Genomic DNA, 14,098 nt, shown 5'->3' on the forward strand with positions numbered 1-14,098 from the left:
GCTCGGTGAGCGTCAGTTGGTGACGAGGACCTTGAGCGCGGTGCGCTCGTCCATCGCCTTGTAGCCGTCGGGGACGCCCTCCATGTCGACGGTCATGTCGAAGACGGGTGAGGCGTCGACGGTGCCGTCCAGGACGTCGGGGAGCAGCTCGGGAATGTAGGCGCGGACCGGCGCGACCCCGCCTCGCAGGGCGATGTTCCGGTCGAACAGGACGCCGAGGTCGACGCCCGTGCCGCTGCCGTGCGGCACGCCGACGAAGCCGATGGCGCCCCCGTCGCGGGCGACGCCGACAGCCGTACGCATGGACTGTTCGGTGCCTACGGCCTCGACGACGGCGTGCGCGCCCTGGCCGCGGGTGAGTTCGCGGACGGCCTCGACGGCCGCGTCTCCGCGCTCGGCGACGACGTCGGTGGCACCGAAACGGCGCGCGATGTCGGTGCGGACCTGGTGGCGGCCCAGGGCGATGATCCGCTCGGCGCCGAGCCGCTTGGCGGCGAGCACCGCGCACAGGCCGACGGCGCCGTCGCCGACGACGGCGACCGTGGCGCCCGGGCGGGCTCCGGCGCCGAGGGCCGCGTGGTGCCCGGTGCCCAGGACGTCGGAGAGGGTCAGCAGCGAGGACAGCAGGCGGTCGTCGGAGGCCGCCTCCTTGGGCAGCCGTACGAGGGTGCCGTCGGCGAAGGGGACGCGGACGGCCTCGCCCTGGCCGCCGTCGTAGCCGACGGAACCCCAGAACCCACCGTGCTCGCAGGAGGTGGTCAGGCCCTCGCGGCAGTAGTCGCAGACGCCGTCGGACCACATGAACGGCGCGACGACGAGGTCACCCCGCCTGAGGGTGGCGACCTCGGAGCCGGTCTCCTCCACGACGCCGAGGAACTCGTGGCCGATCCGCTGCCCCGGCTGCCGGGCCGCCTCGCCGCGGTAGGCCCACAGGTCGCTGCCGCAGATGCAGGCGCGCAGTACGCGGAGCACGGCGTCGGTGGGCAGCTGGACCACGGGTTCGGGCACGTCTTCCACGCGCATGTCGTAGGGGGCGTGGATGGTGGTGGCGCGCATGGCGAGGGTCCTTCTCGTGCGAGATCGTGGCGGCGCTCAGGGGGTGGTCGAGCGCACCTCACCGTACGTCGCCATCGGTCCCGGGCGCGCTCGGAGGGTTCGGAGGGTGCCACTGGCCAGCAGGAACTGCGCGGCGACATACGTGAGCATGATCCAGAGGTCGGGTCGTGGGAGCTGGGGCCAGTCGGCGACGCCGGTCGCGATGAGGGTGTCCGAGAGGAGGAAGAGCGCGCCGCCGAGTCCGGTGACGGGGCCGAACCGGGTGGCGGCGGTGTACGCCATGGCCACCAGCAAAACGCTGTAGCCGGCCACCGGGACGCGGAGGTCCGCGGGCAGATCCGGCCACAGCAGGGTGATGGTGGTGACGAGGGCGGCGGCGTAGGCCGGGGCGAGGAGAAGGGCACGCGTGCGTGGCGTGGCGCGGCGGCCGCCTCGCGCGTATCGGCCGTGCCGCAGGAAGAGGGTGACGTAACAGATGTGGCCCGCGGCGAAGGACGCCATGCCGACGAGGAAGGCGGTGTCCGCGTCGGAGAGCAGCAGGACGTCACCGCCCCAGCCGCACAGGAGCGCCGCGACCAGGAGCCGGGACGCGCCACGGACTGCCACGCCGGCGGCGAGCAGGGGCATGAGGAGGGGTTTGGCGACGGCGTGGCCCGGGTGGAAGTCGACGGCCAGGGAGACGAGGTCGGCGAGGGCGGCCAGGGCGAGGGCGGCGAGCAGGAGGGTGGGCAAGTGCGCGCGGGGCCGGAGGGGGGAGGCAGCCGCTGTGCGCGGGGCACGGGTGTGGAGCCGGGAGGGGAGCACGCTCGCCGCAGGCGTGCCGGACCCGGGAGGAGTCGTACGCGCTGCGGGTGTGCGGGGCTGCGAAGGGGCGGTGCGTGGTGCACGCGGGTGGGGCTGCTGTTCGTCGCGCCCCGTCACGCGGCAGCGGTCCCCTCGGCGGCGGCCGGCTCCGGAGTCGGCTCTTCCGCCACAGCCGGCCGGTCCACGGGCGTCGGCTGCCACCCCGGCCCGCCCAACACCCGCCCGGCTCGCTCGCGCCAACTCCGTGCCCTCTTGACGTCCTTGAGGATCGCTACGTACTCATGGGTGGCCACCTTGATCGGGTTGAACGTGTTGATGTTCTTGGTCAACCCGTAGACGGGTCGTTCGGTCTCGGCGACGAACGAGCCGAAGAGCCGGTCCCAGACGATGAGGATCCCGCCGAAGTTGCGGTCCAGATAGCCGCCCTGGGAGGCGTGGTGGACGCGGTGGTGGGACGGGGTGTTGAAGACGAACTCGAACCAGCGGGGCATCTTGTCGATGCGCTCGGTGTGGATCCAGAACTGGTACACGAGGTTCGCGGAGGAGCAGAAGGCGAGCGCGGCCGGGTGGACACCGGCGGCGACGAGGGGGACGTAGAACGGCCAGACGGTCAGGGTCGTCCAGGGCTGGCGCAGCGCGGTGGTGAGGTTGAACTTCCGGCTGGAGTGGTGGACGACGTGGCAGGCCCACAGGATGCGGATGACGTGGTGGCCGCGGTGGGACCAGTAGTAGAAGAAGTCCTGCCCGAGCAGCATCAGCGGGACCGTCCACCACAGGACGGGGACGCGGAGCGGAGTGAGTTCGTAGATCGCCGTATAGGTCGCGACGATCGGGATCTTCCAGAGGAAGTCGAAGACGAGGCTGCCGAGTCCCATGCCGATGCTGGTGGCGGCGTCCCTCGTCTCGTAGCCCGCCGCGTCCTCGTCGGGATGGATGCGGACGCTGATCATCTCGATGACGGTGAGCAGCACGAAGGCGGGTATGGACCAGACCACGACGTCGGGGAGGTTCGGCATGCGAGCACCGTAGAACCGCCGGTGGGGCACGGCTAGACGTTGTTACCCACAAGTATTAACGGTGGTACGCGCTTGCTTCTTGGCGATCTCCGCCAAGGGGTTCCGGGGTCGGGGAGAACGGGGGCGATCGCCGGGCCCGTTGCCGTGCCGGGGCGTCAACCGACCCCCGCCGCCCCCAGCAGCACCCCCACCCCGTAGGTGACCCCCATCGCCAACACCCCGCCCCCCACGTTGCGTACCACCGCCCGCCCCGCGTTTGCCGCCCCCAGTCGCGCACTGCTCCAACCGGTCAGGACCAACGCCGCCACCACCGACACCACGGTCACCGGCACCCGCCAGCCCGCCGGTGGCAGCACGATGGCGAGCAGTGGCAGAAGTGCTCCCGCCGTGAACGCCAGGAAGCTCGCCCAGGCCGCGTGCCAGGGGTTCGTCAGGGCGTCCGGGTCGATGCCGAGCTCCACGCGTGCGTGCGCCCGGAGTGCGTCACGTTCCGTCAGTTGTTCCGCCGCCTCACGGGCCACGTCCCGGGACAGGCCCCGTTCCTCCAGAAGCTCCGTCAACTCCTCCAGCTCCGCCTCCGGCTGCTCGCGAAGCTCCCGTCTCTCCACGGCCAGCGCGGCCATCTCGGAGTCGCGCTGGGTCGACACGGACACGTACTCCCCGGCCGCCATGGACATCGAGCCGGCCAGCAGGCCCGCCAGACCCGCCGTCAGCAACGCCGCGCGGTCGCCCGTCGCGCCGGCCACGCCCACGACGAGGCCCGCGGTGGAGACGATGCCGTCGTTCGCTCCGAGGACCGCCGCGCGCAGCCAGTTGAGGCGGGCGCCGAGCCCACCGCCATGGGCCTCACCGTGCGCCGGTCCGGTCGCACCCTCTTCGGTCATGCCCGGAGGATCGCACCCCGGCCGTCTCGAGCCGTGCACCGGCGCCGCCGTGAGGGACTGTCAGTCATGGCCCGTATCCTCATGAACCATGCTCGAAGACCAGACGACCGCAGCGTCCTCCCCCACGACGTGGCCGACCGCGTATCCGCAGGGATACGCGGTCGTCGACGTGGAGACCACCGGCCTGGCCCGCGACGACCGGATAATCTCCGCCGCCGTCTACCGGCTGGACGCCCTCGGTGAGGTCGAGGACCACTGGTACACGCTGGTCAATCCGGAGCGCGACCCGGGCCCCGTCTGGATCCACGGGCTGACGAGCGAGGCACTCGAAGGCGCCCCGCTCTTCCAGGACATCGCCGACGAGTTCTCGGCGCGCCTCGACGGTCGGGTGCTCGTCGCGCACAACGCCGTCTTCGACTGGCAGATGATCGCCCGCGAGTACGCGCGCGCGGGCCGGGTGGCGCCGGTGAGCCAACGGCTGTGCACCATCGTCCTGTCGAAGGAGCTCGGCCTGCCGCTGCCCAACCACAAGCTGGAGTCGCTGGCGGCCCACTTCGGCGTCGTACAGCAGCGGGCGCACCATGCCCTCGACGACGCGCGCGTGCTCGCGGAGGCGTTCCGGCCGAGCCTGCGGGCCGCCGCCGCGCGAAGCGTGCGGCTGCCGCTGCACGAGTGCCGGCCGCTGACCGAGTGGACGGACCGCGCGGTGCCCCGGCAGTCGACGGGCTACGGCAGTTACCGGCCGACCAGTTGGCGGCCCACCCGCAAGCGGCCCGCGTGCCCCTACCCCAACCCGGGGCGGTACGAGGACGGCAGGCCGCTCAAACAGGGCATGCGGATCGCCTTCTCCGGGGACACCTCGACCGAGCGCGACCTCCTGGAGGACCGGGCGATCGAGGCCGGGCTGCATGTCGCCACCAGCATCTCCCGGCTGACCAGTCTGCTCGTCACCAACGACCCGGACTCGGGCACGTCCAAGGTGGTCAAGGCCCGGCAGTTCGGCACACCGGTCGTCGACGAGGCGGCCTTCGGGCAGCTGCTCCGGGATGTGGAGCCGGCGTCGGAGGGATGACCGTACAGTCGCACCCGTGGGCGTCGGCTACACAGCGGAGCCGACCTTGTCCACGATGCCGGTCTTGCCCTCCGCTCGGGCACAGTGCGCGCCGCAGAACCAGTGACCGTCCACCTCGACGCCCTGGCCGATGATCTGCACCCGGCAGTGCTCGCAGATCGGGGCCATGCGGTGGATCGCGCAGGCGAACGAATCGAAGACGTGGCGGGCCCCGTCCCGGGTCTCGACGGTGAACGCCAGGTCGTAGTCGTTCCCACACACTTCGCAACGTGTCATAAGCCGAATCGTCAAGGGCGGGGCCGGCACCCGCAAGCCGACGGCGCCCCTTCGGGTGGGGTCGTCGGCCGGGTCCGACCACACCCCTGTGCGTACACCCCGCGGTCCGAGTTGTACGGTCGTGGGGTGTACCGCTTCCTGTTGTCCCGGCAGTGGGTGATCCTCACGCTGGTCGCCCTCCTCCTCATCCCCACGATGATCAGGCTGGGCATCTGGCAGATGCACCGCTACGAGGAGCGCACCGCCCGCAACCAGCTGGTGACCGACGCGCTGAACGCCGAGCCGGTGCCGGTGGAGAAGATGACCTCGCCGGGGCACACGGTCACCACGCACGACCGGTACCGCAAGGTGACCGCGAAGGGGCACTTCGACACCGAGGCCGAGGTCGTCGTCCGGCGCCGCACCAACTCCGACGACGAGGTCGGCTACCACGTCCTGACCCCCTTCGTCCTCGACGACGGCAAGGTGCTGCTGGTCAACCGGGGCTGGATCCCCGCGAACGGTCCGAGCCAGACCGCGTTCCCGAAGATCCCCGCTCCCCCGAAGGGCGAGATCACCGTCACCGGGCGGCTGATGCCCGACGAGACGACCGCGGCGAGCGGCATCAAGAACCTCAAGGGGCTGCCGGACCGGCAGGTCATGCTGATCAACAGCGAGCAGGAGGCCGAGCGGCTGGGTGCCACCGTGCTCGGCGGCTACATCGCCCAGACGGCACCCGAGCCGAAGGGTGACAGTCCGGAACTGATCGGCGGCAACCCCGGCAAGGAGGACGCCGCGCTGAACTACGCCTACGCCTTCCAGTGGTGGCTGTTCTCCGTCGGTGTTCCGATCGGGTGGGTCGTCATGGTGCGGCGCGAGCTGCGCGACCGCCGGGAGAAGGCGGAGCAGGAAGGCGCGACGGAGGCCGAGCCGGCCACCGTGTGACCCTCAGGTGTCCGGACGGTCCCGCCAGTAGAGAAACGTGCGCTCCGGCTCGGGCAGCAGGTCCCATGGATGCGGGGTCATATGGCGGCCGATCCGCCGGAACACGGGTGCCGCGTCGGCCGGGCGGTGGGCGCGGACGAGTGCGAAGGCCAGGATGTTGAGGTCGGCGACCGCCTCGGCGTGCGGCGCGGCGGCGGTGTGGAACCACTCGGCCAGGGCCGACTCGATCTCGGCACCGGCCCGGGATTCGTTCCAGTGGCTGTCGGCCCCGAAGGACATCTGCCGCTGCCGGTGGGCGACGAGTTCGACGCGGGCCGCCACGGGCAGCAGGGCGAGCGGTGAGCCGTGGGGGGCCCGGGCCGCGCCGTGCCCGGCGAAGTCGATCATGTCGGCGACCGAGCCGTGTCCGCGCGGGGACAGATAGCTCAGCAGCCGGTGGTAGGCGCCCCGGTGCCACGGGGCGCGGGTGACGGCCTCGGTCCAGACGGGCACGGCGTCGCGGGGCGGCACGGCGAGGGAGTGCATCAGCCCCAGGAGGGCCAGCCAGGGCGTCGGGTCCCCGGGGCAGGCCTCGGCGGCACGCAGACACGCCCGTTCGGCGTCCTGGACGGCGGACCGCCCTGAGGCGGTCGCGCGCCGCACGCACCGGACACAGGCCCACAGCACCAGCGCGTCCCCGTCACCGGGCCGTTCGGTGATCCACCGCTCGCACACCGAGACCGGCAACCGGTCCGCGAGTACGGACATCCGGTGCCACCGGCGGTCCCAGTCCCGCCCCGTGTCCCGCAGCAGCTCTGCGACCGGTTGCCAGAGCGGGCGGCTGGAGCCCGCGCCGAGGCCGTGCAGCTGGGGCGTGGGCCGCAACTCGGTCAGTGTCGCGTGCAGCGCGTCGTCGTCGAGGGCGGGGCGGACCAGCAGGGAGTGACGGCGGCGTCTGAGCATCTCGGTCCCGGGGTGAGTCTCGAGGGCGTACGGGGCGGGCGGTGCGCCCGCCCCGCGAGCCGCGGCAAAAGGCGCCATCGGCGTCGAACGGCGTCAGCAGCACCGCCCCTGCGGATGGGCCTCCCGGTGCCGTGTGCGCAGCACCTCGTACTCCCGCCGGGTCGGTACCGGCGCGAGCGGATGGTGGCGCCGGTGCCGCCCGCAGTAGCGGTCGTACTCCGCCTCCCCGGTCAGCTCCCGCAGGTACCACCGGACGCCCCCCGCCCACCGCCGTACCGCCACCGCCGCCGTAACGGTCACGGTCACGAACGCACTCCCACGAGCTCCTCACCGGCCCGCGCGGGCACGTCGATCCGGGACTCGACGTACGGCGCCTCGGTGGTCGGCAGGGCCCCCGGCGCCCGGACCGCCCGCACGCACACCACCGCCGCGTTGACGAGCACGACCGCGACCAGCAGCAGGAACACCGCGATCAGCACCCCGTCGACGGTGGAGTTGGTGACCACCGTGTGCATATCGTCGAGGGTCTTGGCGGGTGCGAGCACCTGGCCCGCGTCGATGCCGTCCGCGTACTTGGCGCGCTGGGCGAAGAACCCGACCCGCGGATCGTCGGAGAAGATCTTCTGCCAGCCCGCGGTGAAGGTGATCGCGACCACCCAGGCCAGCGGGATCCCGGTGACCCACGCCCAGCGCAGCTTCCCGGACTTGACGAGGACCGTGGTGCAGACGGCCAGCGCGATCGCTGCCAGCAGCTGGTTCGCGATGCCGAAGAGCGGGAAGAGCTGGTTGATCCCGCCGAGCGGGTCGGTGGCGCCGGTGTAGAGGAAGTAACCCCAGGCCGCGACCACCAGGGCGCTGCACAGCCAGATGCCCGGCTTCCAGTTGACCCGGCCGACCGGCTTCCACACGTTGCCGAGCATGTCCTGGAGCATGAAGCGCCCGACCCGGGTGCCCGCGTCGACCGTGGTCAGGATGAACAGCGCCTCGAACATGATCGCGAAGTGGTACCAGAAGGCCTTCATGGCCGTACCGCCGAACACCCCGGAGAAGATCTCCGACATGCCGACCGCGAGGGTCGGGGCGCCGCCGGAGCGGGCGATCAGCGACTGTTCCTCGACCGCCCTGGCCGCGTGGGTCAGCTGGTCGGGGGTGATGGTGAAGCCGAGGCCGGCCACCGCGTGGGACGCCGACTCGGCCGTGGCGCCCAGCAGTCCCGCCGGGGCGTTCATCGCGTAGTACAGGCCGGGCTCCAGGGTCGCCGCGGCGATCAGCGCCATGATCGCGACGAACGACTCCATCAGCATGGCGCCGTAGCCGATCATGCGGACCTGTGACTCCTTCCGGATCAGTTTCGGTGTCGTACCGGAGGAGACCAGTGCGTGGAAGCCGGACAGGGCGCCGCAGGCGATGGTGATGAACAGGAAGGGGAACAGGGATCCCGCGAACACCGGCCCGGCGCCCGAGGTCGCGAAGTCGCTCACCGCGTCCGCGCGCAGCACCGGGGCGGCGACCACGACGCCCACCGCGAGCAGCGCGATCGTGCCGATCTTCATGAAGGTGGAGAGGTAGTCGCGGGGGGCCAGGAGCATCCAGACCGGCAGGACCGAGGCCACGAAGCCGTAGCCGACGAGGCAGAAGACCAGGGTCGTCGGGCTGAGGGTGAAGGCGGAGGCCAGGGAGGAGTTCTGGACCCAGCTGCCGCCGACGATCGCGAGCAGCAGCAGCGCGACGCCGATGAAGCTGGTCTCGACGACCCGGCCCGGGCGGATGCGGTGCATCCAGAAGCCCATGAACAGGGCGATCGGGATGGTCATGGCGACGGAGAAGGTGCCCCACGGGGAGTGGGCGAGGGCGTTGACCACGACCAGGGCCAGCACACCCAGCAAGATGATCATGATGGCGAAGACCGCGATCAGCGCGGCCGCGCCGCCCGCGCGGCCGATCTCGTCCCGGGCCATCTGCCCGAGCGACGTGCCGTCCCGGCGCATCGACAGGAACAGCACGACCATGTCCTGCACCGCGCCCGCGAAGATCACTCCGGCGACGATCCACAGGGTGCCGGGCAGGTATCCCATCTGGGCCGCCAGGACCGGGCCGACCAGGGGTCCGGCGCCCGCGATCGCGGCGAAGTGGTGGCCGAGGAGGACCCGCTTGTCGGTGGGGTGGAAGTCGACGCCGTCTTCGAGGCGTTCGGCCGGGGTGGCGCGGCGGTCGTCCGGTTTGAGGACGCGGCGGGCGATGAAGCGGGAGTAGAAGCGGTAGGCGATCGCATACGAGCCGAGCGCGGCGACGACCAGCCAGACCGCGGAGATCTTCTCGCCCCGGGCCAGCGCGAGCACGCCCCAGGCGACCGCGCCGAGCAGCGCGACGACGGCCCACAAAAGGATCGACCGATGTGACATACGGGACTTTTCAGGCGCCTCGAGGGCAGGCTGAAGGACGGTTTCGGGCATGGCGGCTCCTCACCAGGAACGGTGCAAGATCAGACGGTGCAAGAAGGGCTCAGCGGCGATGTCGGTCCGACAGCGCATACGCGGCGAGCAGGCACAGACCGCACCCCGGCACCCAGGCGAGCTGGTACCAGTAGAAGAACGGTGTGCCCGCCAGGCGCGGCTCCGCACCGGCGTACATCGGGACCCACAGCAGTCCCGCGGCGGGTGCGAGAAGCAGTACGGCGATCGCGACGCGCCGTAGCCGGTGATGACCGGTCCGTGCCATGACCTGCGCTCCTCTCCCCATCGCTGTCGGTCTGTGCAAGAGTTGCCCACCTCCCGCGGACGGTTGACAGCCAATTCCGAGGAGATTTCTCGCCGGTGTCCGTCATCCGAACCGGCGGCCCGCGCAACTAATGCGCGAGGGCACAGCCATCCCCGCGAGCACACCCGGGGCACACCAAGGACGGTGACCATGGCCGACAGCGCCATGACCGCGACGTTCCTCGCCGTGATCGGCGGAGCGTCGCTGCTCGCCGTGACCGCGCGCCGGCTGCGCCCGAGCGACCGGCTGCCGTCCCTGGAGGGCTGGGCGCTGGCCGACCGCAGCCTCGGCCCGGTGTGGACCTGGCTGCTGCTCGGCGGCACGATCTTCACCGCCTACACCTTCACCGCCGTACCGGGCCTCGCGTACGGCAACGGCGGGGCCGCCTTCTTCGCGGTGCCGTACACGGTGATCGTCTGCCCGATCGCCTTCGTGCTGCTCAGCCGCCTGGGCGAGGTGGCCCGGCGGCACGGCTACATCACCGCCGCCGACTTCGTGCGCGGCCGCTACGGCTCGCCGCCGCTGGCCCTGGTGGTCGCGCTGACCGGGATCCTGGCGACGATGCCGTACCTGGCGCTGCAACTGCTCGGGATACGGGCGGTACTGACCGCCGGGGGCGTGTACCCGCGGGGCGCGAGCGGTGACCTGGTGATGGTGGCGCTGTTCGCGGGACTCGCGGTGGCCACCTACCGGCACGGGCTGCGGGCGCCCACCGTGATCTCCGCGCTCAAGGCGGTCGCGGTCTTCGTCTCCCTCACGGCCGTCACCTGGCTGGTCCTGGAGCGGCTCGGCGGACCGGGCGCGGTGTTCGACGGGGCCGCCGAGCGGCTGGGCGCCCCGGCCCTGCTCCTCTCCCCCGCGCAGCAGCCCGCCTACGCCACCCTCGCCCTCGGCTCCGCGCTCGCCCTGCTGATGTACCCGCACGTCCTGACCGCAGGGTTCGCCGCCGACGGACCGCGCACCCTGCGCAAGGTCGCCGTCGCGCTGCCCGCCTGGACGGGGCTGCTCGCGCTCTTCGGGTTCCTCGGTATCGCGGCACTCGCGGCCGGGGTGCGGGCGCCGGAGGGCGGCGCCGAGACCGCCGTACCGATGCTGGTGGACCGGTTGATGCCGGGGCCGCTGGCCGGACTGGTGTTCGGCGCGATCACCGTGGGGGCGCTGGTCCCGGCCGCGGTCATGTCGATCGCGGCGGCCACCAGCTTCGTCCGCAATGTCTACGTCGAGTACGTGCACCCCACGGCCACCCCCAAGCGGCAGGTGCGGATCGCCAAGGCGGTGTCGCTGACGGCGAAGGTGGGCGCGGTGGCGTTCGTGTTCGGGCTGCGCGACCAGGACGCCGTCAACCTCCAGCTCCTCGGCGGGGTCTGGATCCTGCAGATCTTCCCGGCCGTCGCCGTGGGCCTGTTCACCGGGCGGCTGCATCCGCGGGCTCTGCTCACCGGATGGGGCGCGGGCATGCTGACCGGCACCTTCCTCGTCGTCCGCGAGGGCTTCTCGTCGATCGGCGCTGGACCATTCCAGATCTACGCCGGTCTCGTCGCCCTCCTGCTGAATCTGACCGTCGCCCTGGCCGGGACCGCGGCCCTCGAACGGCTCGGCGTCCCGCGTGGCGCCGACCTGACCGACCTACCGTCGCGCCTGACCGTCAGGCGGCGCCCCGAGACGGGAGCGAACAACCCGTGAGACAGCATCTGAGACCGGGCACCCCCGTGCCCGTCCCGCTCGCCCCCGCCGCGGCCGACCCGGCCGAGCTGGAACGCGAGGCCGGTGTGGCCCGCCTTTTCGAGCTGCACTACGCCTCGATGCTCCGCCTCGCCGTGCTGCTCGGCGCCGACGACCCGGAGAACGTGGTCGCCGAGGCCTACTACCAGATCTACCGGAAGTGGCGGCGCCTCAGGGACGCCGAGGCGGCGGAGGCCTATCTGCGCTCCACGGTCTGCAATCTGACCCGGATGCGGATACGGCACCTCCAGGTCGCGCGCAGGCACGTCGAGGCGCCCTCCACCGAACTGGTCGCCTCCGCGGAGAGCACCGCGCTCCTCCACGACGACCAGCGCGTCCTCATCGACGCGCTCCAGGAGCTGCCCGCCCGGCAGCGCGAGGCACTGGTGCTCAGGCACTGGCTCGGGCTGAAGGAGAGCGAGATCGCCTCGGCGATGGGCATCTCCCGCGGCTCCGTGAAAACCCACACCTCACGCGGCCTGGCCGCCCTGACCCAGGCGATGGAGGCCCGGCGATGACGCACCGAGACGCGACTCCCTCGCACGACGCGAGTCCGGACCGCACCGAGCGGGAACTCCAGGAGGCCCTCGCCGCGCTGGCGGGCGGGGTGCACGCGGCCCCCGACGCCTATCGCACGGCGCGCGGCGACTGGCTGCGCCGCGAGCGCCGCCGACGGCTCGTCCTCGCCGTGCTCATCGCGGTCGTGTTCGCGCTGGCGACGCTGATCGGACTGTGGGTACTGAACCAGGCCCCCGCTCACCCGGGGGTGATCTTCTCGAACACCGGAACGGGCACGGCGGCGTCACTCCCCCGGCCCCACCCCTGATTGCCCGCCCGGCCTGCCGGGAAACCGCACTGCGTGCACCCCCGTATCGAGGACTACGCCCTCATCGGCGACGAGCAGACCGCCGCCCTGGTCGGCATGGACGGCTCCGTGGACTGGCTGTGCCTGCCCCGCTTCGACTCGGCGGCCTGCTTCGCCAGGCTGCTCGGGGACGAGGAGAACGGCCACTGGCGGGTCGCTCCGAAGAACGCGGACCGGTGCACGAGGCGCGCCTACCGCCCCGGCACCCTCGTCCTGGACACCGAGTGGGAGACCGACGAGGGCGCGGTGCGCGTCACCGACCTGATGCCGCAGCGCGACGTCGCCCCCGACGTCGTACGCGTCGTGGAGGGGCTCAGCGGCCGGGTCACCGTGCGCAGCACGCTCCGGCTGCGCTTCGAGTACGGCTCGATCGTGCCGTGGGTGCGCAGGTCGGACGGGCAGCGGGTGGCCGTCGCGGGGCCCGACGCGACGTGGCTGCGCAGCGAGCCCCCGGTACGCACCTGGGGCGAGCACTTCGCGACGCTCTCGGAGTTCACGGTCGAGGCGGGCGAGAAGGTCGGGTTCGTCCTCACCTGGCACCCCTCGCACGAGCCGCGCCCGGCGCTGACCGATCCCTTCGAGGCGCTGGAGAGCAGCGTGGCCGACTGGCAGGCGTGGGCGGCGCGCTGCCGTTACGACGGTCCGCACCGGGACGCCGTGGTCCGTTCCCTGATCACCCTGAAGGCGCTCACCTACCGGCCGACCGGCGGCATCGTGGCCGCGGCCACCACCTCGCTGCCGGAGGAGATGGGCGGGGTGCGCAACTGGGACTACCGCTACTGCTGGCTGCGCGACTCCACCCTCACCCTGGCCGCCCTGGTGCAGTGCGGCTACCTGGAGGAGGCCGAGGCCTGGCGGAACTGGCTGCTGCGCGCGGTCGCCGGCGACCCGGCCGACCTCCAGATCATGTACGGCGTCGCGGGCGAGCGCCGGCTGCCCGAGTTCGAGCTGCCGTGGCTGTCCGGCTTCGGCGGCTCCAGGCCCGTACGCATCGGCAACGAGGCCGTGAAGCAGCTCCAGCTGGACGTGTACGGCGAGGTCATGGACTCGCTGTCGCTGGCCCGGCGGGCGGGCCTGCCCGCCATCGCGCACATGTGGTCCCTGCAGAGCGTTCTGCTGGACTTCATGCGGTCCTCCTGGCGGCAGCCGGACGAGGGGATCTGGGAGGTGCGCGGCGGCCGCCGCCACTTCGTCCACTCGAAGGTCATGGCGTGGGTCGCCGCCGACCGCGCCGTACGCTCCCTGGAGACCTTCCCGGATCTGAGCGGCGACCTCGACGGCTGGCGCGCGCTGCGCGAGGAGGTCCACCGCGAGGTCTGCGAGAAGGGCTACGACCCCGAACGCAACACCTTCACCCAGTACTACGGCTCGCGCGAACTCGACGCTTCCCTGCTGCTGATCCCGCGCACCGGCTTCCTGCCGCCCGACGATCCCCGTGTCGTCGGCACCATCGACGCGATCCGCGCGGAGCTGGACCACGACGGACTGGTACGGCGGTACAGCGCCGACGAGACCCCCGTCGACGGGCTGCCCGGCGGCGAGGGCACCTTCCTGGTGTGCTCGTTCTGGCTCGCCGACGCGCTCCACATGACGGGCCGTACGAAGGAGGCCCGGGACCTCTTCGAACGGCTGCTGGGGCTGGCCAACGACGTGGGCCTGCTGTCCGAGGAGTACGACCCCGTGGCCGGCGCGCAGCTCGGCAACTTCCCGCAGGCGTTCAGCCACATCGGTCTGGTGAACACCGCCCTCACTCTGTTCGGGGGCGAGGAGGCAGGATAGG

Annotated in this window: 15 protein-coding genes; 6 read left to right on the plus strand and 9 right to left on the minus strand. The window is 71.9% G+C overall.

Going from position 1 to position 14,098, the window contains the following annotated elements; genetic code table 11:
* Window positions 1–12: 12 nt before the first annotated feature.
* From ABZT06_RS06285 to ABZT06_RS06300, 4 genes are all read right to left on the minus strand, one after another.
* Window positions 13–1,056, minus strand: coding sequence for a zinc-dependent alcohol dehydrogenase family protein (locus ABZT06_RS06285; RefSeq protein ID WP_355735678.1), 1,044 nt, complete (start codon window positions 1,054–1,056; stop codon window positions 13–15).
* A 36-nt stretch (window positions 1,057–1,092) separates the two neighbouring features.
* On the minus strand, window positions 1,093–1,788 hold the full coding sequence (locus ABZT06_RS06290; RefSeq protein ID WP_355735681.1) for a lysoplasmalogenase: 696 nt from the start codon (window positions 1,786–1,788) through the stop codon (window positions 1,093–1,095).
* Window positions 1,789–1,973: 185 nt separating this feature from the next.
* Window positions 1,974–2,876 carry a sterol desaturase family protein gene (locus tag ABZT06_RS06295; protein WP_355735684.1) on the minus strand — a complete coding sequence of 301 codons (903 nt, stop codon included), beginning with the start codon at window positions 2,874–2,876 and terminating at the stop codon, window positions 1,974–1,976.
* Between the two features lie 155 nt (window positions 2,877–3,031).
* A complete protein-coding gene (locus ABZT06_RS06300; protein ID WP_355735686.1) occupies window positions 3,032–3,760 on the minus strand; it encodes a VIT family protein in 729 nt (242 codons plus the stop codon).
* 88 nt (window positions 3,761–3,848) lie between these two features.
* Here ABZT06_RS06300 and ABZT06_RS06305 point away from each other — a divergent pair, with 88 nt between their 5' ends.
* Window positions 3,849–4,832: a DEDDh family exonuclease gene (locus ABZT06_RS06305; protein ID WP_355735689.1), complete on the plus strand. Its 984-nt coding sequence runs from the start codon at window positions 3,849–3,851 to the stop codon at window positions 4,830–4,832.
* 27 nt (window positions 4,833–4,859) lie between these two features.
* On the opposite strand, the gene ABZT06_RS06310 is transcribed toward ABZT06_RS06305, so the two are convergent.
* Entirely contained in the window at window positions 4,860–5,108 is a 249-nt protein-coding gene (locus ABZT06_RS06310; protein ID WP_355735691.1) for a hypothetical protein, read from the minus strand.
* Window positions 5,109–5,234: 126 nt separating this feature from the next.
* On the opposite strand from ABZT06_RS06310, the gene ABZT06_RS06315 reads away from it, so the two are divergent.
* On the plus strand, window positions 5,235–6,032 hold the full coding sequence (locus ABZT06_RS06315) for an SURF1 family protein (protein WP_355735693.1): 798 nt from the start codon (window positions 5,235–5,237) through the stop codon (window positions 6,030–6,032).
* Window positions 6,033–6,035: 3 nt separating this feature from the next.
* On the opposite strand, the gene ABZT06_RS06320 is transcribed toward ABZT06_RS06315, so the two are convergent.
* The 4 genes from ABZT06_RS06320 to ABZT06_RS06335 all read right to left on the minus strand — a co-directional run bounded on the left by ABZT06_RS06320 (window position 6,036) and on the right by ABZT06_RS06335 (window position 9,692).
* On the minus strand, window positions 6,036–6,974 hold the full coding sequence (locus ABZT06_RS06320; RefSeq protein WP_355735696.1) for a hypothetical protein: 939 nt from the start codon (window positions 6,972–6,974) through the stop codon (window positions 6,036–6,038).
* Window positions 6,975–7,067: 93 nt separating this feature from the next.
* A complete protein-coding gene (locus ABZT06_RS06325; RefSeq protein WP_355735698.1) occupies window positions 7,068–7,280 on the minus strand; it encodes a YbdD/YjiX family protein in 213 nt (70 codons plus the stop codon).
* Entirely contained in the window at window positions 7,277–9,427 is a 2,151-nt protein-coding gene (locus tag ABZT06_RS06330) for a carbon starvation CstA family protein (RefSeq protein ID WP_355735701.1), read from the minus strand. Before ABZT06_RS06330 ends, ABZT06_RS06325 begins: the two co-directional genes overlap by 4 nt.
* Before the next feature lie 49 nt (window positions 9,428–9,476).
* The gene (locus tag ABZT06_RS06335) at window positions 9,477–9,692 is read right to left on the minus strand and encodes a DUF3311 domain-containing protein (RefSeq protein WP_037708068.1); all 216 of its coding nucleotides are present in this window, start codon (window positions 9,690–9,692) and stop codon (window positions 9,477–9,479) included.
* 189 nt (window positions 9,693–9,881) lie between these two features.
* On the opposite strand from ABZT06_RS06335, the gene ABZT06_RS06340 reads away from it, so the two are divergent.
* From ABZT06_RS06340 to ABZT06_RS06355, 4 genes are read left to right on the plus strand one after another with little or no spacing between them, the layout of a single operon-like run.
* Window positions 9,882–11,414 (plus strand): sodium:solute symporter family protein, encoded by a 1,533-nt coding sequence (locus tag ABZT06_RS06340; protein ID WP_355735705.1) that lies wholly within the window; start codon window positions 9,882–9,884, stop codon window positions 11,412–11,414.
* Window positions 11,411–11,971 carry a sigma-70 family RNA polymerase sigma factor gene (locus ABZT06_RS06345; protein ID WP_355735708.1) on the plus strand — a complete coding sequence of 187 codons (561 nt, stop codon included), beginning with the start codon at window positions 11,411–11,413 and terminating at the stop codon, window positions 11,969–11,971. Before ABZT06_RS06340 ends, ABZT06_RS06345 begins: the two co-directional genes overlap by 4 nt.
* Window positions 11,968–12,279 (plus strand): hypothetical protein, encoded by a 312-nt coding sequence (locus tag ABZT06_RS06350; protein ID WP_355735711.1) that lies wholly within the window; start codon window positions 11,968–11,970, stop codon window positions 12,277–12,279. Before ABZT06_RS06345 ends, ABZT06_RS06350 begins: the two co-directional genes overlap by 4 nt.
* A gap of 33 nt (window positions 12,280–12,312) precedes the next feature.
* The gene (locus tag ABZT06_RS06355) at window positions 12,313–14,097 is read left to right on the plus strand and encodes a glycoside hydrolase family 15 protein (protein WP_355735714.1); all 1,785 of its coding nucleotides are present in this window, start codon (window positions 12,313–12,315) and stop codon (window positions 14,095–14,097) included.
* Window position 14,098: the final 1 nt, after the last annotated feature.

It is taken from the genome of Streptomyces sp. NPDC005483, from assembly GCF_040606035.1.
In the GTDB taxonomy this organism is placed as follows: domain Bacteria; phylum Actinomycetota; class Actinomycetes; order Streptomycetales; family Streptomycetaceae; genus Streptomyces.